The organism is Exiguobacterium sp. s95 (genome assembly GCF_018618655.1).
Classification (GTDB): Bacteria; Bacillota; Bacilli; order Exiguobacteriales; family Exiguobacteriaceae; genus Exiguobacterium_A; species Exiguobacterium_A oxidotolerans.
On the sequence record NZ_JACSMM010000012.1, the window covers coordinates 36,234 to 59,418 of the forward strand.

A 23,185-nucleotide genomic window follows, 5' to 3' on the forward strand; every position below is an offset into this window, starting at 1 on the left:
GATGACCGAGCTCGGAACCTACTTAAAAGAACAACGTGAGACATTAGGTGTCTCGCTAGAACAAATTCAAAGCACGACTAAAATTCAAAAGCGCTATATCGTCGCGATTGAAGAAGGTGCCTACGATCAATTGCCCGGTGCTTTTTATGCACGTGCTTTCATCAAAACGTATGCCGAAGCACTCGGTCTGGACGTAGACGAAGTGTTTGAGACGTATAAACGAGACTTGCCGGAACCTGAAGCACAACCGGTCGTCGAGTTGTCACGACGCGCAACCTATTCGAAGTCGACGGCTCCGAAAAAGAGTGTTGCCAAACGGTGGATTCCAAACATCATTATCATCCTGTTAATCTTTGCGATTGGTGTCGCACTTTACTATGCGTTGCAAAATTTCCTCGATTCGAGTGATAAAGCCAATACGACAGCACCGAAACAGAGTGATGTGACGATTGATGAAGGAGACGCTCCGAGTCAGGAGACGGATGTTCCGGCAACGGAAGAGCCGGAAGAAGAACCAAAAGAAGAAGTGACAGAAGAACCAAAAGAGGAAGTCAAGAAGCCACTAGTGGCGAAAACGACCTCTGGGCAAGATATCACATATGAAGTACCGGCGGATAAAACGATGGATGTCTCGATCAGCATCAAAAAAGATGCATCGCCGTCACCGTTTGTCGGAGTACGTGATACATCGCTTGAAGGAGAGGCGCTCGCGCCAGACCATATCAATGCGTCCGATCCGAACCCGGTCGTCGTCAAAGATGCGAAAACAGATTTGATTCGGATTCGCATCGGTTCAATTAAAGGCATCGATAAAATCGTCGTCAATGATCAGGAGCTCAAACTTAACCGTTCGCTCCTCGTTCAAAATATTTACTTGAAGAAAGTAGCTACGCCGTAAGACGGCATAGCTACTGATCTTACATAAAAAGGAGGAGGATACCAGAATGAACTTGCCTAATCAATTGACGGTATTACGTGTCTTGTTAATTCCTGTCTTTGTCGCAGTACTCGCCATCGACCCAAACTGGGGTCAATGGGACGTTCTCGGTGCCGAACTTCCGGTTTCTCACTTTGTTGCGGCGATGATTTTTTCAGTTGCTGCCATCACGGACTGGTTGGATGGTTACTTGGCACGTAAAAATAAGTTAGTCACGAATTTCGGAAAGTTTATGGATCCACTCGCTGATAAGATGTTAGTCGCAGCTGCACTCGTTTACCTTGTAGAGCTCGATTTCGTTGCAGCTTGGGTCGTCGTCATCATTCTCTGCCGTGAGTTTGCCGTGACAGGGCTTCGTCTTGTCGCATCAGACGAAGGAATCGTCTTAGCAGCCGGAAACTCAGGCAAGGCGAAGACGTGGGTTCAACTGACGTCAATCATCGCTTTCTTGCTCCACGACATCGGATTCGCATTACTGAATATCCCGTTTGCTGAAATCACGATGTGGCTGGCGTTAATCTTAACGATTTACTCAGGCGTTGAGTATTTCTCGAAAAACATTAAATTAATTACGAAATCGATGTAACTTATCTCAAACAAGGCTGTTCGCTAAATCGGACAGTCTTTTTATATACTTTTGAAAGCGGGGAATAAAGATGAAAGCAGAAATCATAGCAGTCGGAAGTGAACTATTATTAGGGGAAATCGCCAATACGAATGCACAGTACCTCTCGGAATGGCTCGCGAGTTGCGGCATCGATGTCCATTATCATAGTGTCGTCGGCGATAATGAGGCGCGGATGACGGACGTCTTCAAACAGGCGCAAGCACGTGCCGATCTCCTCGTCATCACGGGGGGACTTGGACCGACGGAAGATGATTTGACGAAAGAAGTGCTCGCTAAGCTGCTTGGACGTCGTTTGCAAGTTGACGAAGTCGCGTACAGCCGGATTGAAGGTTTTTTGAAAACACGTGGTCGCATGATGACGGATAATGAAAAAAAACAGGCGCTGGTCATTGAAGGGGCGGATGTCCTTTCGAACGGTGCGGGTCTCGCGCCAGGGATGTCGCTGAAGACGGCTGACCACCAATATATCTTATTACCAGGTGTCCCGCGGGAAATGAAGCAAATCATCGCCGATCATTTTGAACATTTGTTTGGACAGGAGACCATCAAATCGAGAACACTTCGCTTTTTCGGAATCGGGGAATCGGCACTGAACGACCGATTGACCGATTTGATTCGTTCCTCCCAAAATCCATCGATCGCACCGTATGCGGAACTTGCTGAAGTACGGTTACGCTTGACGGCGAAAGCGGCGCAGGAACAAGTTGCCATCGAGATGCTTGACGGACTCGAACGACTTGTCCTTGCGGAAGTCGAGGAATACTTTTATGGCTATGGTGAAACGAGTTTACCGGAAGTCGTCCTACTGACTTGTGAAGAGGCAGGCGTGACGCTTGCGGCAGCGGAGTCTTTAACAGGAGGAGCCTTTGCGAGCGGTTTGACTGACATTGCGGGAGCAAGCAACAGCTTTCGTGGGGGTGCCGTCGTCTATGACGATGCAGCGAAGCGTAACCTGTTAAGCGTTAGCGAAACCTTACTGCGCGAACAAACGGCCGTCAGCGCTGACGTCGCGATTGCGATGGCTGAAGGAGCGAGACGTCTCTATCAATCGAATCTTGCTATTGCGTTGACAGGGGAAGCGGGACCGACGAGTAATAGTGGAAAAGCAGTCGGAACGGTCTATTGCGCCCTAGCAACACCGGACGGAACGGAGGTCGTTGAATTTACCTACCCAGCATTCGACCGTGGTATGATTAGATTACGTTCTGTAAAAGATGCGTACTTCCTTCTGTTGAAATACCTTAAGAAAATTGCCGTTCAACCGAAATAAGAATAATTCCAAGTATGCGAATAAATGTTCGTAAAAAGCTTGTCATTCGGTCTCAAAAGAAGTACAATAATCTCAGTAAGATAAATAGAAGGAGGCCTGCTACGTGAGTGATCGTAAAGCAGCACTTGAAATGGCATTACGCCAGATAGAGAAGCAATTTGGTAAAGGTTCAATCATGAAACTAGGTGAAAATGCAGACCAGAAAGTATCTGTTATTTCTTCTGGATCAATCACATTAGATATAGCTCTCGGTGCAGGTGGATATCCACGTGGACGGGTAATCGAAGTATACGGTCCAGAATCTTCTGGTAAAACGACTGTTGCGCTCCACGCGATTGCAGCAGTACAAAAACAAGGCGGTCAGGCAGCGTTCATCGACGCAGAGCATGCGTTAGATCCAGCCTACGCAAATAAACTTGGTGTCGACATTGATGAGTTATTGTTATCACAACCGGATACAGGGGAACAGGCACTTGAAATCGCTGAAGCCCTCGTCCGTTCAGGTGCAGTAGACGTGCTCGTCGTCGACTCGGTTGCAGCGCTCGTACCAAAAGCTGAAATCGAAGGCGAAATGGGTGATTCCCACGTAGGTCTTCAAGCACGTTTGATGAGTCAGGCATTACGTAAGTTGTCTGGTGCAACAAACAAATCGAAGACGATTGTCATCTTCATCAACCAAATCCGTGAAAAAATCGGTGTCATGTTCGGGAACCCGGAAACGACTCCAGGTGGACGTGCCTTGAAATTCTACTCGTCTGTTCGACTTGAAGTTCGTCGTGCGGAAGCATTGAAGAATGGAACGGATATCGTCGGGAATAAAACAAAAATCAAAGTCGTTAAAAATAAAATTGCACCACCATTCAAACAAGCAGAAGTTGATATCATGTATGGTCTCGGGATTTCTAAAGTCGGTGAGTTAATCGACATCGGGACGGATCTCGATATCGTTCAAAAAAGTGGTGCATGGTACTCTTATAATTCAGAACGTCTCGGTCAAGGACGTGAAAACGCGAAACAATACATGGTCGAGCATCCTGAGGTCGCTGAGGAAGTCGAACGTTTGATTCGTGAACACCACGGTCTTGTTGAACGTGCACTTGATGCGGAAGTAGAAGAAGAAACAGAAGATTTATTCGCAGAATAATATAGAGGCGGTTCCTTCTTGAAGGTGAATCGAACAATCGATAACGTTTACTCGCTGGAGTGAACGTTATCTTTTTTTAGATTTTTCGTTGAAGTTACTTCGATTCAAGGTGTTTTTTGTTGAAAAGAGGAAAACAAAGGAATTCTTTCCCGCCCGTTCGTTGACAATGAACGAGTGCTATCCTTACAATATAGATGTACGTTTTTTAGACAGCTTCGATGAAAAACCGAAATGAACTAAGAAACACCTTGCAAAGGGGAGGTGAACCCATGGATACAATAACTTGGATTATCATACTTCTCCTCACTTTGCTCATCGCATTCATCGTAGGCTACTTCTTGCGGAAATCGATTGCTGAAGCAAAGATTCAAGGCGCGGAAACCGAAGCGACAAAAATCGTCGAACGGGCACAAGTGTCAGCGGAAGCAACGAAAAAAGAAGCATTACTCGAAGCGAAAGACGAAGCCTTTAAACTTCGCAATGAAGTAGAAAAAGAACTTCGTGAACGTCGTCAAGAGCTAACAAAACAAGAAGCCCGCTTGCTCCAAAAAGAAGAGACTCTCGATCGCCGTGTCGACTCAATCGACCGAAAGGAAGATCAAATCAACACACGAGACGCTGAGATCGCGAAGCGGAAGCAACAAGCTGAAGCGTTAGAACGCAAAGTTGAGGATCTGTATGAAGAAGGTCGCCAAGAGCTCGTACGTGTTGCGAATCTTTCGCAAGACGAAGCGCGCGCTATCATCATGGATGAGACAAAACAAGCTGCGCTGCATGATGCGGCAATGCTACAAAAAGAAATCGAACAAAAAGCAAAAGAAGAAGCCGACAAGAAAGCACGTAACATCTTGTCCCTCGCGATTCAACGGTTCGCCGCTGAACATATCGCTGAGACGACGGTATCTGTCGTCAACCTACCGAATGATGAGATGAAGGGTCGAATCATCGGTCGTGAAGGTCGTAACATTCGGACACTTGAAACGTTAACGGGAATCGATTTAATCATCGATGATACACCGGAAGCTGTTATCTTGTCTGGATTTGATCCGATTCGTCGTGAAGTGGCGAAGATGGCGCTTGAAAAGCTTGTCCAAGACGGTCGAATTCATCCGGCACGGATTGAAGAGATGGTCGACAAATCACGTCGCGAAGTCGATGAGCGAATTCGCGAAATCGGAGAAGAAGCGACATATGATGTCGGGATTCATGGAATCCACCCGGATCTCGTCAAGATTCTCGGCCGCTTGAAATACCGGACGAGTTACGGACAAAACGTCTTGTTCCACTCACTTGAAGTCGCGCATCTTGCGGGAATGATGGCAGCGGAACTTGGTGAAGATGTCACGCTTGCGAAACGGGCAGGTCTCCTGCACGATATCGGAAAAGCGATTGACCATGAAGTGGAAGGAAGTCATGTTGAGATTGGTGTCGAGCTCGGTACGAAGTACAAAGAGCATCCGACAGTCATCAATGCGATTGCTTCTCACCATGGTGATACGGAAGCGACTTCGGTCATCTCCGTCCTTGTCGCGGCAGCAGACGCACTGTCAGCAGCACGTCCAGGTGCACGACAAGAAACGCTTGAAAGTTACATTCGACGCCTCGAACGTTTGGAAGAAATTTCAGAATCATTCGATGGTGTTGAAAAATCATTTGCGATTCAAGCCGGTCGTGAAGTTCGGATTATCGTCCGTCCTGACGTCGTCGATGATGTCTTAGCACACAAGATGGCGAGTGATATCCGGAAGAAAATCGAAGAAGAACTCGATTATCCGGGTCATATCAAGGTCACGGTCATTCGGGAAACACGAGCAGTCGAATACGCAAAATAAGCAAAGTGGCGGGCGACCGCCACTTTTTTAATGTATTGGAGGAATTAGCATGAAGATTTTATTTATCGGAGACGTCGTTGGCGCACCAGGTCGACACATCTTACAACAATTTACGGCACGTCTGAAGTCGAAATACAATCCAACCGTCATGCTCGTCAACGGTGAAAATGCAGCACACGGTCGTGGCATCACGAAATCAATTTATCACCAATTACTCGAACTTGGTTTCCACGGCGTCACGATGGGAAATCATACGTTTGACAATCGGGACATTTTCGACTGGATTGATGACGCTGACCGGATTGTCCGTCCAGCAAACTATCCGGAAGGAACACCAGGTCGTGGCATGATGGTCTTAAAGGTCGGGAATAAAAAAATTGCCGTCATCAACGTCCAAGGAACGGTCTTCTTGCCAGCACTCGGAGATCCCTTCCGGACTGTTGACGCGTTGATTGCGGAAGTCGAAGGGGAAGTCGATGCGATTTTCGTTGACGTCCATGCGGAAGCAACGAGTGAAAAAATCGCGATGGGTTATCACCTCGACGGACGTGTTCAAGCCGTCGTCGGAACCCACACGCACGTCCAAACTGCCGACGAACGTGTGCTTGACGGTGGAACAGCTTACATCACGGATGTCGGCATGACAGGTCCACTGGACGGTGTCCTCGGGATGCGTAAAGATGATGTCTTACGAAAATTTAAGACACAGCTTCCAACTCGGTTTGAAGTTGCGGAAGGACGGGAACAATTAAATGGAGTCTTGATTCATATCGATGATGCGACGAAAAAAGCAACGAAGATTGAACGGATTCATTTGACGGATCAATCGATATTCTTTGATTAAGTGTCATTTTTGATTGGGAGGTACATTGCATGGACGCCCTGAAAGTATCAGCTAAATCGAATCCGAACGCCGTCGCAGGAGCGATTGCGGGCGTGCTTCGAGAGAAAGGTTCTGTCGAGATTCAGGCTATCGGTGCGGGTGCACTCAATCAATCCATTAAGGCGGTCGCGATTGCGCGAGGATTCGTTGCGCCAGCTGGCATGGATTTAATCTGTATCCCAGCCTTTACCGACATCATGATTGATGGCGAAGAACGGACTGCAATTAAACTCATCGTTGAACCACGCTAAGATCGTTCGGACATAGGTCCTAAATACACGTGATCATCTACTCGGCTAGAGTAGATGGTCTTTTTGTCGTGACGAAAATCAAAAAAACGAACGGATTTCCGGGGGAGGATTGTACAAGTATCTGTAAATCGGTATCATGAGGGAGGATAGTAAAGTAAGACGCTTCCATCATTTCAGGGGACAGAGAAGGAGCGAACGTCGATGTACAATCAATTATCATGGAAAGTAGGCGGACAGCAGGGAGAGGGAATCGAATCGACAGGTGAGATTTTTGCGATTGCCCTCAACCGTCTTGGTTATTATTTATATGGATATCGTCACTTTTCTTCACGCATCAAAGGTGGACATACAAACAATAAGATTCGTGTGGCGACACATGAAGTTCGGACCGTCGCGGACGATCTCGATATTTTAGTGGCATTTGATCAAGAGACGATCGATGTCAATTTCCACGAGTTACGCCAGGGGGCAATCATCATTGCCGACGCAAAGTTCAAGCCGACGAATCCGGATGCTTCGCGTGCCGATCTCTATCCGATTGCGTTTACGGAAATTGCAGCGGGTCTTGGAACCGCACTGATGAAAAACATGGTCGCGATCGGTGCTTCAAGTGCGATTCTCGGAATTGATCCAGAACGGTTTGAAGCCGTCGTCGAACAAATTTTTGGTCGCAAAGGTCCGGAGATGGTCGCAAAGAACTTATCGGCGATTCGGGAAGGAGCAGCTGCTTTTGAAGAGATGGCACTCGATGCCGAGCGGTTCATCCTGGAACCGGCCGACGGGAAGCAACGCATGTTCATGATTGGCAACGATGCGATTGCCCTCGGTGCCGTGACAGGGGGAGCCCGCTTGATGGCCGCTTACCCGATTACACCATCGTCAGAAATCATGGAGTACTTAATCAAGAAATTACCACAGTTCGGGGGAACGGTCGTTCAGACAGAGGATGAACTGGCAGCTGTCACGATGGCGATCGGCGCGAACTATGCCGGTGTCCGTGCCTTGACGGCGTCAGCTGGACCAGGACTGTCGTTGATGGCGGAAGCCATCGGGTTATCCGGGATGACGGAAACACCACTCGTCATCATCGATACACAACGGGGAGGACCGTCAACGGGACTCCCGACGAAACAAGAACAATCGGACTTGATGGCGATGATTTACAGTACGCATGGCGAGATTCCGAAAGTCGTCCTTGCACCGTCGACGGTCGAAGAAGCGTTTTATGATGCGGCGGAAGCCTTTAATATTGCGGAAGAGTACCAATGTCCGGTCATCCTTTTGACCGACTTGATGTTATCGCTCGGAAAACAATCGGTCGAACCGCTCGACTTAGAACGTGTCGAAATCCGACGCGGAAAATTACTGCAAGGCGACTTACCGGAACTTGCCGGGAAAGACTACTTCAAACGGTATGAAGTGACGGAAGACGGGATCAGTCCGCGTGTCGTCCCGGGAATGAAACACGGGATTCATCATGTGACGGGCGTCGAACATAACGAAGAAGGACGTCCCTCGGAAGCAACGAAGAACCGGGTCGATCAAATGACGAAACGTTTACGCAAACTCAATCAATTCCGTCTAGCAGACGCTGTCCTTGTGACGGAACAGCATCAGACACCAGACATCCTGTTCGTCGGCTTCAATTCGACGCGCGGGACGATTGAAGAAGTGATGCCACGTCTAGAGCATGCAGGGATGAAAGTCGATCACTTGCATATTCGTCAAATGCACCCGTTCCCGAGTGAACTCGTCCGGCCACATCTTGAGCGGGCGAAAAAAGTCGTCGTCGTCGAATACAATGCGACCGGTCAACTCGCGAAACTGATTCAGATGAACTGTGGGTTCGCAGACAAGATTGAACATATCTTGAAATTCAACGGTGATCCGTTCTATCCGGCAGAAGTCGTAGAACAGGTAGTAGCAGGAGGCGTTTTTAATGGCAACCTTTAAAGATTTTCGAAATGATGTCAAACCGAACTGGTGTCCGGGATGTGGTGACTTCTCAATTCAAGCAGCGATTCAACGTGCCGTCGCGAACGTCGGTCTTGAGCCGGAAGAACTGGCTTTGATTTCTGGAATCGGCTGTTCCGGCCGCATTTCTGGTTATATCAACACCTATGGGTTTCATGGTGTCCACGGTCGTTCGCTCCCGATTGCCCAAGGCGTCAAGATGGCGAACCGGGAATTGACAGTCATCGCGTCCGGCGGGGACGGGGACGGTTTTGCAATCGGAATGGGGCATACGGTTCATGCGTTCAAACGAAATGTCGACATGACGTACATTGTCATGGACAATCAAATCTACGGCTTGACGAAGGGGCAAACATCACCGACGTCAGCTCCCGGATTCAAAACGAAGTCAACACCGAAAGGCTCGATTGAGAAGAGCATTTCACCGGTCGAGCTTGCTTTGACGGCGGGTGCGACGTTCGTCGCCCAAAGTTTCTCGAACGACTTGAAAGGATTGACACGGCTGATTGAACAAGCGACGGAACATAAAGGGTTCGCCTTCATTAATGTCTTCAGTCCCTGTGTGACGTTTAACAAGGTCAACACGTACGATTGGTTTAAACAAAATTTGACGAAACTGGACGAGATTGAGGGGTACGATGCAACAAATCTCGATACAGCGAAACGCGTCGTCCATGAGCACGACGGACTCGTCATGGGTCTGATTTATCAAGATGAGTCACGGCTCGACTATCAGTCACAAATCGATGGGTATGATGAGACGGGACTGACGTTTGCCGATCTTGAAATGAATGAAAAAACATTTAACCAACTCGCTGCGGAATTCATGTAAAATAGAGTCGAATGATGGTTTGGTTTTTGGGGATGCTAAACATTTGGTCATTACCGATTAGAGAAACAGGTAAGACCCATGAAGGAGTCGGGGAAATATGACAAAGTTAGTGACGATGGAAGAACAGACGACGCAAACAAAAACGATGCGGGCACTCGTCAAAGAAGAGCGTGGTTTTGGAGCGGTCTTGAAAGAAGTCGAGGTTCCTGTCCCAGGACGCGGTGAAGTATTGATTCGCGTTGAAGCGACTTCGATTTGCGGGACAGACGTCCACATTTACGAATGGGATGCCTGGGCCGCGTCTCGTGTCAATCCGCCATACGTGTTCGGACATGAGTTTTCGGGAGAAGTCGTCGAACTCGGCGAAGGGACAAAACGTCTGAAGCTTGGGGATCATGTTTCAGCTGAGACACACATCGTCTGTCATCAATGTAAACAGTGTTTACGGGGACAGTATCATATTTGTAAAAATACGAAAATCATCGGTGTCGATACGCAAGGCTGTTTTGCCGAGTACGTCGTCATGCCGGAAGAAAACCTCTGGGTCAATCCGGAAGAAATGCCGGCAAGCATCGCGTCGATTCAAGAACCGATGGGAAATGCCGTCCACACGGTACTTGCAAGCGACGTCAGTGCCAAGACGGTCGCCATCGTCGGCTGTGGTCCAATCGGTTTGATGGCCGTTTCGGTCGCGAAAGCGGCAGGGGCAGCGGAAGTCGTCGCGATTGATGTCAATCCGTATCGGTTAGAGCTTGCGAAGACGATGGGCGCAGATGTCGTTCTTGATTCACGCCATGATGATGTCATCGAACGGATCATGATGATGACGGACGGCGACGGAATCGATGTCGTCTGCGAGATGAGTGGTCATCCGGTCGCGATCAGTCAAGCCTTTGAAATGGTGACGGCAGGCGGAGATGTCAACATCTTAAGTCTGCCCGTCAAACCGGTTGAAATCGACTTGACGAACCATGTCGTCTTTAAAGGGGTCCGCGTCCAAGGAATCACGGGGCGGAAGATGTACGAGACATGGAGCCAAGTATCAGCCTTTCTTTCGAGCGGCAAGGTCGATGTCAAACCGTTAATCACACATACATTACCGCTCGAACGATTCGAAGAAGGCTTCGAATTGATGCGCCAAGGGAAATGTGGAAAAGTTGTACTACAACCAAGGGGGACGAATTAATGGGTTTCGAACACTTACGAACAGAATTAGAGGAAATGAAAGCGGCGGGGACATTCCGCAAGCTCGTACCACTCGAAAGTGCACAACACAATCGTGTGACGATTGATGGAAAAGAACTGATTCAACTATCTTCAAACAATTATCTCGGACTCGCAGCGCACCCGCGACTCGCAAAACGGGCAGCGGATGCAGCGCTTGAATTCGGTGCCGGGACAGGATCGGTCCGGACGATCGCGGGAACACTCGAAATGCATGAAGCGTTCGAGCGGGAACTTGCAACATTCAAACATACGGAAGCAGCACTTGTATTCCAGTCGGGATTCGCAACGAACCTCGGTGTCTTGTCGGCACTGCTCGGACCAGAGGATGTCGTCATTTCCGATGCCCTTAATCATGCTTCGATCATCGATGGGATTCGCTTGACGAAAGCGAAACGCCGCATTTACAAACACGTCGACTTAGCTGATCTTGAAGCAGCGCTCCAAGAGACGCAAGACGCACGGACACGACTCGTCGTCACGGACGGCGTCTTCTCAATGGACGGTAACATCGCACCACTTCCGGAAATCGTCGAACTCGCAGAAAAGTACGATGCGCTTGTCATGGTCGATGACGCGCATGCCTCAGGCGTTTTAGGAAAAAGTGGTCGCGGGACGGTCAACCACTTCGGGCTTGACGGTCGTGTCGCCCTCCAAGTCGGTACCTTGTCGAAAGCAATTGGTGTCCTTGGCGGGTATGTCGCGTGTGAACAGCATGTTAAAGATTACTTAATCCATAAAGGGCGCCCGTTCCTCTTCTCGACGTCACATCCGCCGGCAGTCGTCGAAGCAAACCGGGAAGCACTGCGGGTAATGGAAGAAGAGACGGAACTGTTCGATCGTCTTTGGGAAAATACAGAGTTCTTCAAACAAGGACTACGTGATCTTGGCTTTAACATCGGGACATCGACGACGCCGATCACACCGGTCATCGTCGGGGACGAAGCGCTTTGTCATAAGTTGTCCGATCAACTGCGTGCTCACGGCGTCTTCGCACAAGGAATTGCCTTCCCGACCGTTGCCAAAGGGAAAGCACGTGTCCGGACAATCGTTACGGCAGAGCATACGCGTGACGACTTAGAGCAAGCAATCGAAGCCTTCAAACAAGTCGGACAAGAATTAAACTTGATTTAACAGGATAGAAAAACAGCCGATGATTGATTCGGCTGTTTTTTCGATTGTATGATAGGGAAAAGAGAACTTCAGAAAGGAAGTGCACGTGCTTTATGACGATTCAAAAAAAGCTGTTGCTGGCGTCGCTGTTGATGCTGACGTTTTTGCTCGGTGGCTGCATTCGCATTCAGTATGATGCGACTGTCCATCTGGATCAAAGTGTCACCTTGAAGACGACGTATGCAGCAAAAGAACATCCGGTCGCACGATTGTTGAACTTTAATCCGGACTGGGAGATGTATGCGAAGCAGGCTGAAAAAAACGGCTATGCAGCGTCGACCTTCAAAACGAAGGACGACTATGAAGGACTTCGTATGGAAAAAACCTTCGCGAACCTTGAAGATTTGGCCTCGATTAAAGATGAATGGAAGACAGGTGTCGGGGGAATCTTGATTCCGCCCGATACGACGTATGATGTGGACAAGCATGAAGGCTTTTGGTTTAATACGTACCGTTTAAATACGAACATCGACTTAAGTATCGATCGCTTAAATATCAAGGGCTATCATCCTACAGGTCAAGTTAAAAAGTTAGCCGATCGTTACATCCGCCAAGCGGACATCGAGATTAAACTGCACGTCCCGGAAGTCGTCGCTTTGCAAAATGCGGAGAAAATCGACTGGGCGAACTACAATGACGTCTCGTGGAAATTATACGGGACGAAAGACAATCAATTGCAACTCGTGGCATACGTTCCGAATCCGACGGGCTGGATTATCACGGGGGTCGTCTTATTAATCGGACTCGGTCTCTTGACGTTTTGGATCATCCACCACGTGCGGAAATTACGCCGCAAGCAACTTCAGACAATCAGTATCTCGCTACTCGTTTGTCTGTTACTCGGAGGTGGTGCTTGGTTAATCTTTGCTGACGAGACGGCCAGTGCCCCGCCGCCGACAACGCAAATCGTGACGGAATCGAAGGGGGAGATTGTCCCGACGTTCATGGTGCATGGCTTGTTCGGGACGGAACGGACCTTCTTACCGATGATTGAAAACTTTACGGAAAAAAAGTTAGCGGATGACGGAGGGCGATGTGATGTTGATCGGACCGGGAAGGTAACCTGTAAAGTCAAGGACTCATCGACCGGTTTCCCGCTCGTTCGTATCATTTTCGAAGACGATGAAGCAAGCCTTGCGCAGCAACAGACGTGGCTTGAAGCCGCGATCGCTCAGTATGACAAGCAACAAAAGGCGACGTTTACCGACATCCAACTTGTTGGTCACAGTATGGGTGGAGTCGACGTCGTCGAATATACGTTGAACGAAAATCTTCCGTATACGATTCGAAAAGTCGTCACGCTTGATGCACCGATTGGTGGATCAAATTATGCGACGCTCGGCTTGACGCTTGCTCCGTTCGGGACGAATACGAACAGTCCGGCGATTCAGGATTTAGCAGAGAACTCAAAGGCGATCGAGCGGTTGAAAGCGCGGCTCGAGACATGGCCGCGTGATGTCCTTGTTTACTCCTTCGGTGCTAAAGGAGGCGACTTCAATCTGATTCCGTTAGACAGTTCGTTCACGCTCGAAGATTATACGGACAACATCCAGACGAAGTCATATAAGTATGATCACTTCACGATTCACCGGCGCGAACCGGTCTTCCGCGAAGTACGCGATTTCTTATTTAAAGAAAATCTAGTCTTGGAAGAGGAGGACGATCAATGAAAAGCGTCGCGATTATTGGCGGAGGGATTGCCGGCGTGACAGCGGCGGCACTCCTCGCTCGAGAAGGGCATGACGTGACATTGCTTGAAGGAAGTCGCGAATGGGGGGGCTCCGCAGGCAAATTCACCCGGAAAGACTTGACGTACCCGGTCGGCGCGACACTCGGGATGGGCTTTCAACGAGGCGGCATTCATGACCGGGTTTTGCAACACTTGGGGTTAGATGTCGAAACGGAGTTACTTGATCTTGTAATGACGATTAAAATCGACGGGCACGATGTTGCCTATTACCGTGACCGTGCTCGATTCATCGGGGAACTACAGGATGTATTCCCACAACTGGCGCAGCAAATCGGCGCATTTTTTGAAGAAATCGATAAGATTCAACGTCATGTCGCTCCGTTGATGGAGTCACTTCCGGCACTACCTGTACGAACTTTGTACGATGCACAGTTGATAATAAAAGAAGCGCAATCGAGCCTGCCTTTACTTCCGTACGTCACACAGACCGTCGGACAAGTGTTACGGCGCCATGGGTTGGAAAGATCGGTTTTCGCTCGGCTGGTGGACGGGATTTTATTAGACAGTATGCAGACCGGTCAGGAAGCGTCCGCGTTACTCGGTGCCGTTGCCTTATCGATTTATCACGACGGTGCGTACTATGTGCCGGGCGGTCTTTATCGAGTCGCAGAAATCCTGAAAGAATCGGCAGAACATGACGGCGCGACGATGTTACTTGGTCGTAAAATCACGTCGGTCATGCAAACGGCAGATGGTTTTTTACTAGAAGATCGTCGCGGTCGTCTATTGCTAGCGGATGTCGTCATCGGTGCGCTCCCACTCGAAGCGATGCAGCGTCTCGTCAGTCCACCTCTTTTACGGACGCTTAAACGGACGTACGCAAGACAAAGGAAACTGGCGCAATGGGCCACATTCACGTATTATGCTGCCTTTCCGGAAAAATTGGTTACATCCGATAGTGCCTTTCGACAAATTCACGATGAACGGTTACCATCGGGTCATGCCTTTTTGTCATTATCACGTTCGGGTGATGTAAAACGGGCTCCGGAGGGCGTACGGACATTGACGATGTCCTGTCACGTCCCGATTGGTTACTTTGATGCTACGGACAACGTACATTACGGGCATCAGATCGAAAGAATGCAGGATGTATTTGAAACGATTGTCGAACAGGAGTTTCCCGGCTTTCGCGAGCAGGCAATCGAACGTCATCCTGGTGGACCGGGCGCCTGGGTGCGTTACACGTCACGACCGGACGGTGGCGTTGGCGGTTATCCGCAATTGCGTTCAACGAGTTTGTTCCGCGCGGCATCATTTCGGACCGGTGTCCCGAATCTCTACGTCATTGGCGATACCGTCTTTCCAGGGGCAGGGACAATCGGTGCGTCGACGTCAGCGATTCATGTCGCCCGACAGTTAGGTGTCAAGATTTGAATGACTTTGTGAAACGATGAAAGAAGCGGCCGAATGGTCGCTTTTTTGTCAGAACAGGATTATGATGGGGGAGAGACGGGAAGTAAGTAGTCATGACCATAAAAAGAGAGAAGGAGTGAATCGCGTGAATCCCTTTGAGGAAAAATGTCAACTCTTCATCCAGGAGCGTCGTCCGGAAGTCGGGCCGATCGTTTTTGCAACGGCACGAACGTTCATCAATGCCCGAGGACTGAGTGTCTATGAACGAATTTATCAAGGCAAGGAAGAGGTTCGGTTAGCATTTGTCGAACAAACGAACGGACAACAGCTTGTTTCTTTAATGGAGAACACATTCGGAAACGGATTAGTCTATTTCGTATCAACGGCAACGGCGACGTGGGACGGCAAAAAATTCGGAGAATACACGTTTTAATTACATAATGAGTCCCAGTCAGGTGAGGCTGGGGCTCTTTCTTGTCGAAACTTATCAGAATGGGGTAACGTATAATCAACTATACGCTCAATCAATCCCTTTCTACGAAAAGGAGGAAGTGTTTTGCAACACGAGGTGAACACACCAAAATCTTCGACACGACGCCTCGCGACCGTCTCGTTGATTTTTATGGCAGTCGGTTTTGTCGCGTCGCTACCGTTTAAAGAAAATGCTTGGATTTTTTGGCTTCAAAGTGGTTTTGAGGCCGGTCTCGTCGGTGGAATCGCCGATTGGTTCGCGATTACAGCCCTGTTCCGTCATCCGCTCGGTTTAAAGATTCCACATACGAACTTGCTGCCGAAAAATCGGGAACGGGTCATCGAATCGATTGTCCAGATGCTCGAAAAAGATTTATTGAACAAAGAAAGCATCGTCGAAAAGCTGCGCCACATGACGCTTGCAGATCGCTTCATCAAATTATTACGTTCACTTGTGTTAGTCCCAGCGTTTCGATCGACCGTGACGGAACTATTGATCGGGATTTTACGAAAGCTTCCACGGGCATCAATCATCAAGGCGGTCGATGAGCGAATCGTTGAAACGATTCGTGCTTACCCGGCGAAGAAATTAGCCGATCGCTTAATCGATTTAAACGATGAGCGCCGACTCGATGAGTTGGCGATTGATCAACTGCTCGGTTACGGACAAAAACTCCTGCAGGACCCCGTCATCCGCGATCAAATCGGACGACTTGCCTATCAGGCAATGATTGATCAAGAAAAAAATACCTTCTTACGGGTGACAGCGAAGACGGTCCAAAAAGTCTATTCGGAGGAACGCCTCAGCCTTGTCATCCAAAGTGTCCTCTTGAGTGTGATTCAAGACATGAAACACGTCCATCATCCAAATCGGTTGGCGATCATCGATCACATCCGTCGGAATTTGGCACAGCTCGCACAAGATGATGTCCGATTAGGGAAAATCGATGCGTGGAAGATGCAAGAAATCGAACGGATTGATTTAGAGCCGATCCTCGATCGTGCCTACACGTCAGGCATCGCAGAGCTAGAGACGTACTTTATATCAGATGCATTTTGGGAACAACGGGCACTGCCTTTAATGAACCAGGCGCTTGATGAGTGGGAACACCATCCGACGTTCAAAGAGGAGAGCGACCGCTGGATGAAAGACCAACTCGTCCAGTTCGTCGACCAAAACCATGCGCGGATCGGCGGACTCGTCCGTGAGAACTTGAACCGGTTCGATACGGAAACGTTGATTCATATGATTGAGGATAAAGTCGGAAACGACTTACAATGGATTCGGGTCAACGGAGCGATTTGTGGATTTTTCATCGGTTTAATTTTAGGTGGAGTCAAACTATTTTTTGCGTAAAAGGAGACTTCTGATGTGGCAACAAGAAGTAACATTGACGACTGATTATGATTTTGAGGGCGTCCGGACCCGCCTGTTGAATGATTCGCTACAGCAACAATCGGCAGATGCCTTACGGATTCCAATTCGTATCGACGAAGTGCCGTGGATTGGTCAAATCCGGGCGGACGATCGTCGAACGATCGTGTTGGCGGGGGATGGACCAAAACAACCGATGGTCGACGCGATGCGCCGGCGGTTTCGTTTAGATGAATCGAACCCGGCCCTTGAATTAAAGCGGACGACGCTGGCGCCGATTGTTGAAACGTTTGGTGCGGAACGGCTTGTGCTCGATGTTGATCCGTTTACAGCATTGATTCGCTCCATCATCCATCAGCAAATCAACCTGTCGTTCGCACGTGTCTTGACAGACCGGGTCTTTCGGACATTCGGGACGACAATCGACGGCGTCGTTTTTCCGCCGACGCAAGCTGAACTTGCGGGTGCTTCGGAAGAACAACTTCGGGCGCTGCAGCTATCGGGTCGTAAAGTCGATTATTTGTTACGGGCGGCGACCGCAAATCTTGACTTTGAACAACTCCGTCAGGCGGAAGATGCGGTCATCGCGGAACAATTGATTGCCTTAAAAGGCGTCGGTCCCTGGACGGTCCAAAATGTGTTGATGTTCGGATACGGACGCAGAGATTTATTTCCGGCGTCCGATATCGGAATCTTGCGGGCATTCGAACGCTTGAATGGCGTTCGTCCGACTGTCAATGAAGCGATTGTTCTCGCCGAACAATTTGCCCCGTACCGCAGTCACGCTGCTTACTTATTGTGGCGTTCGATTGAATAAGGAACTATTCTTGTCACCCTCTAGTGAGAACGGTATAATGAATGCGACAGAACGAGTCATCGTTCGCAGAAACGACGAGTAGCGGTCTGACCGCTCGACATAGAGGGGACGAATGTGTATGTATACAGATGAACAAATCATCGAAAAAGCAAATGAAATCGCGAAAATGATTTCTGAAACGTCAGAAGTCGAACGGTTTAAAGCGGCAGAGGCCAACATCAATGGCAACGAAAAAGTCCAAAAGATGATGAAACAAATCAAGTTCCTCCAAAAAGAGGCAGTCAACTGCCAGCACTACGGAAAAACAGAGGCACTCGCGCGTGTTGAAGCAAAACTGGATAAATTATTTGCTGAGCTCGATGAGATGCCGGTCGTCCAACAGTTCCAAGAGTCGCAAGAAGAAGTCAACGGCTTACTTCAGTACATCACGGTGACAATCTCGAACGGGATTACGGATCAAATCATCGAAGCAACGGATGGCGATGTCTTAGCTGGAAAAACGGGCAGTGGGATGGAAGCTGAAAACAAAAGCGGCGGTTGCGGCTATTAATCAATGAAACGAATGGGGAAGCCGACGGAAATCCGTCGGCTTTTTCTACGAATGAGGTGGAAAGATGGAAGCAGTACACAACACACCAATGATGAAACAATATTTTTCAATTAAGGCGGATTATCCGGATGCCTTTTTATTTTATCGACTCGGTGATTTTTATGAATTGTTTTTTGATGATGCCAAACAAGTGGCCCATGAACTGGAGCTGACGTTGACGGCGAAGAACGGGAAGAATGCTGAACATCCGATTCCGATGTGCGGCGTGCCGCATCATGCGGCGAACGGGTACATCGAACAATTGATTGAACGGGGATATAAAGTCGCTCTGTGTGATCAAGTCGAAGATCCGAAGTTGACGAAAGGACTCGTCAAACGAGAAGTTATTCAAGTCATCACACCGGGTACGTTAATGTCGTCCTTAACTGAAAAGGAAAACCGTTACCTCGTCGCAATCGCTGAACAGGAAGGACGGTTCGGGATTGCCCGCGGGGACGTCTCGACAGGCGAGAGTGCTTTGACGAGTGTTACTTCGCTCGACGCCGTCATCAAGGAACTGAGTATCATCTTGCCCCGGGAAATCGTCGTGACGAATCCGGAGCACACAGCAGCATTACAGTCGTTACGGATCCCGTTGACGGAAAGCACGCGCCGTGAAAGTCATCCACACGGTGACCGGGCGATCGACGCGGCACAAGCGGATGCGTTCGCTGTCCTTTATGCCTACATGCATGATACGCAAAAACGTGCCTTGTCGCACTTGCAACCGGCGCTCGTCTACGAAGCGACGGACTTTATGCAGCTCGAGCCGAATACGGTCAAAAACCTTGAACTCGTCCGCTCTGCACGAACAGGCGACAAAAAGGGTTCGTTGCTTGGATTACTCGACATCACGGGAACAGCGATGGGCGGCCGGATGCTTAAGCGTTGGCTTGAAAAACCGCTCTTGTCGGAACAGACGATTACGGAGCGGCTCGACGCGGTCGAAGAACTGCTTGGACACTACTTTGAGCGGCACCAGTTGAAAGATACGTTAAGAGAAGTCTATGATCTCGAGCGACTCGTCGCAAAAGTCGGCTACGGAACGGCTTCTGCCCGTGATCTCGTCCAACTGAAAACGACGTTACGATTGATTCCACGGATACAGGCAGCGCTCGAAGAACTGCTCAGCCAGCGTCTCGGGCAATTAGCGATTGGACTTGATCCGCATGACGAGCTAACGGCGTTGCTTGATGCGGCATTCGTCGAAGCCCCACCGATTTCAACAAAGGACGGTGGGATGATCCGGACCGGCTTTAACGCTGAGCTCGATGAATTGCTGACGGCTTCAAAAGACGGGAAGACGTGGCTTGCGACACTCGAAGCGAGTGAACGGCAGGCGACGGGCATTAAAACGTTAAAAATCGGCTACAACCGTGTGTTTGGGTATTACATCGAAGTATCACGTGCCAACGCCAAGTTGCTCCCAGAAGGACGGTATGAACGAAAACAGACGCTTGCGAATGCTGAGCGTTACATCACGCCGGAATTGAAAGAAAAAGAAGCCTTGATTCTCGGAGCGGAAGAAAAAAGTATCACGATGGAATATGAACTCTTCTGTGGTGTCCGTGACCAAGTCAAAACACACATTGAGAGCTTGCAACGGGTCAGCCGCCGGATTGCGGAACTCGACGTCCTCGTCGCGCTCGCGGAAATCGCCGAAACACATGATTACGTTCGTCCGGTGACGACGAACGGTCGAAGCGTAGCGATTGAAGACGGCCGTCATCCGGTCATCGAGACGGTCTTACCACGCGGGGAATATGTCGCAAACGGAATCGCATTAGACGAAGCGCGTGAAATGTTATTGATTACGGGACCGAACATGTCCGGTAAATCGACCTATATGCGCCAGTTCGCCTTGATTGCCTTACTCCACCAGATCGGTTCGTTCGTCCCAGCGTCACGGGCAGAACTTCCAGTCTTCGATCAAATCTTCACCCGGATTGGGGCAGCGGATGATTTAGTCAGTGGACAATCGACGTTCATGGTCGAGATGGTCGAGACACAAGAGGCATTGGAACGAGCGACGGATCGGTCACTTATCTTGCTGGATGAAATTGGTCGGGGCACGTCAACGTATGACGGAATGGCTCTCGCCCAAGCGATTGTCGAGCACATTGCCGATTCGGTCGGCGCAAAAACCCTCTTCTCGACCCACTACCATGAGTTGACGGTGCTTGAGGAAACGATTGCGAAGCTTGCGAACGTCCACGTCCGCGCCGTCGAACAAAACGGGCGGGTCGTGTTCTTACATGAAGTCCGGGACGGGAAAGCCGATCAATCCTACGGGATTCATGTCGCCCGTCTCGCAGATTTACCGGAAACCTTGATTTCGCGGGCAGAAGTGCTATTGTCTGAGTTCGAGCAAGCTGATCAAGGCGTCAAACCACCGGCCGACGTCACGCCGCCAGTACTCGAGGCACCAATCGATCAGCTGAGCCTGTTCGCAGAACCGGATCCTGTCAAGGAAACGATTGCGACGCTTGATTTGATTAACATGACACCGCTCGATGCACTCAATACGTTGTATCGGTTGCAAGCAGAAGCCAGAAAGTGAGGAGATAAGGGATGGGCATCATTCGTGAACTATCGGATTCGTTAGCAAACCGAATCGCGGCGGGAGAAGTCGTCGAGCGACCGGCTTCCGTCGTCAAGGAGCTCGTCGAAAATGCACTCGATGCCGGAGCGACACAAGTCGATGTCGAACTTGAAGAAGCAGGGATGAAACGGATGACGATTCGCGATAACGGACACGGATTTTATCCGGACGATGCGGAACTCGCTTTCGTTCGTCACGCGACGAGTAAGATTAAGGATGAACACGATTTGTTCCGGATCAAGACGCTTGGTTTTCGGGGCGAGGCATTGGCCTCGATTGCGTCCGTCAGTAAAGTCACGCTGAAGACGAAACGGGCCGATCAAGAAGGGGTCCAATTGATTCTCGAATACGGAAAATTACTCGATCGTTCGGCTAGCGCGATGAACCGGGGAACAGAACTGACCGTTGAACACTTATTCTTTAATACACCAGCCCGCCTGAAGTATTTGAAGACGACACATACGGAGCTTGCGGCAATCACGGATGTTTTGAACCGGATGGCGTTCGCGCACCCGGAGGTCAAGTTCCGTGCCGTCCATGAAGGGAAAGTGTTGATCCAGACGAATGGCTCCGGAGACGTCCGGCAAGCTTTAGCGAGCGTCTATGGGCATCAGACGATTCAAGGGACACTTGTTGCGACAGCATCGAATGCGGACTATCAATTGACGTGTCATCTCGTTAAACCCGAAGTCACACGGGCGTCGAAAAACTACATCACCTTGATTTTAAATGGGCGGTCGGTCAAAAACTTTGCTTTGTCGCAAGCTGTCCTGAATGGTTATCATACGTTACTGCCGATCGGTCGTTTTCCGATTGCCGTCATCGAGGTGACGATGGACCCGCTATTGATTGATGTCAACGTTCATCCGGCAAAACGGGAGGTCCGTTTGTCGAAGGAAGCGGAGCTATGTCAATTGATTCAAGAGACGATTCGTATGACACTCAGTCGCGAGACGTTGATTCCGCAAGTGACGAAACCGAAACCGAAAAAAGATCCGGGTGCACAAGAACGGCTCGATTTCTCGTACAGTGTTGATCCGGTTGAAGATACGTCGTCGCGTGCAGTCTGGAACTATCCGATTCCAAAACGTGAAGCGGTTCATGAGACAGAAGGACGACAGGCTGATCAAGCAGTCAGTTTCGAAGGGGAGCAACAGAAAGAAGTAGTAGAGAACGCTGGACAAACGGAGGACAATCGTCCGAAGTTTCCTCATCTCGATGTCATCGGTCAACTGCACTCGTCCTATATCGTCTGTTCCGGCGAGGACGGGATGTATTTGATTGATCAACATGCTGCCCAGGAGCGCATCAAGTATGAAACGTACAAAGTGATGTTTGGTCGTCCGCTCGAGCAACAACAGCAACTGTTATTGCCGTACACGTTCGAAGTTTCATCTGACGACATGAAGCGGATGGAAGAAATCCTGCCTTTATTGTTAGAAGTCGGGATTGAGTTGGAGGCGTTTGGTCCGCAAAGCTTCATCGTCCGTGAAGTACCGACCTGGTTTCCAGCGCACCGGCAGGAAGAGACGATTCAAGAGCTGATGGATGAAGCATTGTTGAAACAAAAAGTCGACATCGAACAGTACCGGGAAGATGCGGCAATCATGATGGCCTGTAAAAAATCAATCAAAGCCAATCATCCTTTAAATAAAGAGATGATGCGACGGTTGATCGTCGACCTGTCACAAACCGAGATGCCGTTCACGTGTCCACACGGCCGACCGGTCATCATCGAATGGACGACATATGAACTGGAGAAGTTGTTTAAACGCGTGATGTGAGAAGAGTATTTACCTCTCGCAAACGAAAAGAATCTTCCTGAAAAAACGCCGATGATTCCGTATGAAAAACGGGATTATCGGCGTTTCGTGTGTCATGGTCCATCCCGTCAAATATCGACTGTCTAAGCATAGTCTTAGGCAATAACAGCTTCTTTTTTTCGTTACTTGCCCGCCTCTTATCATCGCGTGAAAATGCGCTTCAGGCTTTAGACAAAGTGCCATCGGGAGATCAAGCGTCTTTTTTCGTTGCTTTCCTCGGGCGAGGCGCAAGCCGTTGCTCCTTCGTCCTAACGGAC

The 23,185-nt window shown here is 49.4% G+C and carries 19 protein-coding genes; all 19 read left to right on the forward strand.

What is annotated here, in order from left to right; all coding sequences use genetic code 11:
* Nucleotide 1: 1 nt before the first annotated feature.
* The 19 genes from KNP99_RS14105 (at nucleotide 2) to mutL (ending at nucleotide 22,889) form a co-directional block, all read left to right on the forward strand.
* Nucleotides 2-898 carry a helix-turn-helix domain-containing protein gene (locus KNP99_RS14105; RefSeq protein ID WP_215193334.1) on the forward strand — a complete coding sequence of 299 codons (897 nt, stop codon included), beginning with the start codon at nucleotides 2-4 and terminating at the stop codon, nucleotides 896-898.
* Nucleotides 899-944: 46 nt separating this feature from the next.
* Nucleotides 945-1,523 (forward strand): CDP-diacylglycerol--glycerol-3-phosphate 3-phosphatidyltransferase, encoded by a 579-nt coding sequence (gene pgsA, locus KNP99_RS14110; protein ID WP_088836705.1) that lies wholly within the window; start codon nucleotides 945-947, stop codon nucleotides 1,521-1,523.
* Nucleotides 1,524-1,593: 70 nt separating this feature from the next.
* Complete coding sequence (locus KNP99_RS14115; RefSeq protein ID WP_215193335.1) at nucleotides 1,594-2,835, forward strand: competence/damage-inducible protein A; 1,242 nt, start codon at nucleotides 1,594-1,596, stop codon at nucleotides 2,833-2,835.
* Nucleotides 2,836-2,938: 103 nt separating this feature from the next.
* Nucleotides 2,939-3,979: a recombinase RecA gene (recA, locus tag KNP99_RS14120; protein ID WP_029333186.1), complete on the forward strand. Its 1,041-nt coding sequence runs from the start codon at nucleotides 2,939-2,941 to the stop codon at nucleotides 3,977-3,979.
* A 269-nt stretch (nucleotides 3,980-4,248) separates the two neighbouring features.
* Nucleotides 4,249-5,811 (forward strand): ribonuclease Y, encoded by a 1,563-nt coding sequence (gene rny, locus KNP99_RS14125; RefSeq protein ID WP_029333187.1) that lies wholly within the window; start codon nucleotides 4,249-4,251, stop codon nucleotides 5,809-5,811.
* Between the two features lie 49 nt (nucleotides 5,812-5,860).
* Nucleotides 5,861-6,655, forward strand: a complete 795-nt coding sequence (locus KNP99_RS14130) for a TIGR00282 family metallophosphoesterase (protein ID WP_088836707.1) — start codon at nucleotides 5,861-5,863, stop codon at nucleotides 6,653-6,655.
* Nucleotides 6,656-6,684: 29 nt separating this feature from the next.
* Entirely contained in the window at nucleotides 6,685-6,945 is a 261-nt protein-coding gene (locus tag KNP99_RS14135) for a stage V sporulation protein S (protein ID WP_029333189.1), read from the forward strand.
* Nucleotides 6,946-7,146: 201 nt separating this feature from the next.
* Nucleotides 7,147-8,898 carry a 2-oxoacid:acceptor oxidoreductase subunit alpha gene (locus tag KNP99_RS14140; RefSeq protein WP_088836708.1) on the forward strand — a complete coding sequence of 584 codons (1,752 nt, stop codon included), beginning with the start codon at nucleotides 7,147-7,149 and terminating at the stop codon, nucleotides 8,896-8,898.
* Nucleotides 8,885-9,751 carry a 2-oxoacid:ferredoxin oxidoreductase subunit beta gene (locus KNP99_RS14145; RefSeq protein WP_214765299.1) on the forward strand — a complete coding sequence of 289 codons (867 nt, stop codon included), beginning with the start codon at nucleotides 8,885-8,887 and terminating at the stop codon, nucleotides 9,749-9,751. Before KNP99_RS14140 ends, KNP99_RS14145 begins: the two co-directional genes overlap by 14 nt.
* Nucleotides 9,752-9,848: 97 nt before the next feature.
* The gene (gene tdh / locus KNP99_RS14150) at nucleotides 9,849-10,937 is read left to right on the forward strand and encodes an L-threonine 3-dehydrogenase (protein ID WP_214771647.1); all 1,089 of its coding nucleotides are present in this window, start codon (nucleotides 9,849-9,851) and stop codon (nucleotides 10,935-10,937) included.
* On the forward strand, nucleotides 10,937-12,109 hold the full coding sequence (locus tag KNP99_RS14155) for a glycine C-acetyltransferase (protein WP_214765295.1): 1,173 nt from the start codon (nucleotides 10,937-10,939) through the stop codon (nucleotides 12,107-12,109). Before tdh ends, KNP99_RS14155 begins: the two co-directional genes overlap by 1 nt.
* Nucleotides 12,110-12,201: 92 nt before the next feature.
* On the forward strand, nucleotides 12,202-13,818 hold the full coding sequence (locus KNP99_RS14160; RefSeq protein WP_214765293.1) for an alpha/beta hydrolase: 1,617 nt from the start codon (nucleotides 12,202-12,204) through the stop codon (nucleotides 13,816-13,818).
* Complete coding sequence (locus KNP99_RS14165; protein WP_215193336.1) at nucleotides 13,815-15,272, forward strand: phytoene desaturase family protein; 1,458 nt, start codon at nucleotides 13,815-13,817, stop codon at nucleotides 15,270-15,272. The genes KNP99_RS14160 and KNP99_RS14165 overlap by 4 nt, the downstream gene beginning before the upstream one ends.
* Before the next feature lie 124 nt (nucleotides 15,273-15,396).
* The gene (locus KNP99_RS14170; RefSeq protein WP_029333199.1) at nucleotides 15,397-15,684 is read left to right on the forward strand and encodes a hypothetical protein; all 288 of its coding nucleotides are present in this window, start codon (nucleotides 15,397-15,399) and stop codon (nucleotides 15,682-15,684) included.
* Between the two features lie 123 nt (nucleotides 15,685-15,807).
* Nucleotides 15,808-17,079, forward strand: coding sequence for a DUF445 domain-containing protein (locus KNP99_RS14175; protein ID WP_215193337.1), 1,272 nt, complete (start codon nucleotides 15,808-15,810; stop codon nucleotides 17,077-17,079).
* A 13-nt stretch (nucleotides 17,080-17,092) separates the two neighbouring features.
* The gene (locus KNP99_RS14180; RefSeq protein WP_214765285.1) at nucleotides 17,093-17,914 is read left to right on the forward strand and encodes a DNA-3-methyladenine glycosylase family protein; all 822 of its coding nucleotides are present in this window, start codon (nucleotides 17,093-17,095) and stop codon (nucleotides 17,912-17,914) included.
* 112 nt (nucleotides 17,915-18,026) lie between these two features.
* On the forward strand, nucleotides 18,027-18,464 hold the full coding sequence (locus tag KNP99_RS14185) for a YlbF/YmcA family competence regulator (RefSeq protein ID WP_029333202.1): 438 nt from the start codon (nucleotides 18,027-18,029) through the stop codon (nucleotides 18,462-18,464).
* 64 nt (nucleotides 18,465-18,528) lie between these two features.
* Nucleotides 18,529-21,063, forward strand: a complete 2,535-nt coding sequence (gene mutS / locus KNP99_RS14190; RefSeq protein WP_214771655.1) for a DNA mismatch repair protein MutS — start codon at nucleotides 18,529-18,531, stop codon at nucleotides 21,061-21,063.
* A gap of 11 nt (nucleotides 21,064-21,074) precedes the next feature.
* Nucleotides 21,075-22,889, forward strand: a complete 1,815-nt coding sequence (gene mutL, locus KNP99_RS14195; protein WP_215193338.1) for a DNA mismatch repair endonuclease MutL — start codon at nucleotides 21,075-21,077, stop codon at nucleotides 22,887-22,889.
* The last annotated feature ends 296 nt before the right edge of the window (nucleotides 22,890-23,185 follow it).